The following is a 291-nucleotide window of genomic DNA, read 5'->3' on the forward strand; positions in this document are numbered from 1 at the left end:
GGCGGCACGGCGCTGAAGGGCGGTGAAGGTCGCGTGATCGGCACGGTGATCGGCGCGATTCTGTTGTCGGTGATCGCCAATATCCTGAATCTCACCAGCATTATCAGCGTGTATCTGAACGCTGCGGTGCAGGGCGTGGTGATTATCTTCGTCGCGTTCGTGCAGCGCGGACGGCGGTAGGGCAGCGGTTCGAGGTGAAACAAACGAAGAGGCGCCGACGCGCTTCATAACAGCAGATAGGAGACGCAACCATGAAACAGGTCATTCGGGCGATCGGCGCCGGCATGCTGG

General features: G+C 60.5%; 1 pseudogene. It reads left to right on the forward strand.

From position 1 onward, the window contains the following. Nucleotides 1–180 (forward strand): annotated as a pseudogene (locus EN859_RS37150) (ABC transporter permease); the annotation flags it as partial. Nucleotides 181–291: the final 111 nt, after the last annotated feature.

Source organism: Mesorhizobium sp. M00.F.Ca.ET.216.01.1.1 (genome assembly GCF_004010325.2).
In the GTDB taxonomy this organism is placed as follows: domain Bacteria; phylum Pseudomonadota; class Alphaproteobacteria; order Rhizobiales; family Rhizobiaceae; genus Mesorhizobium.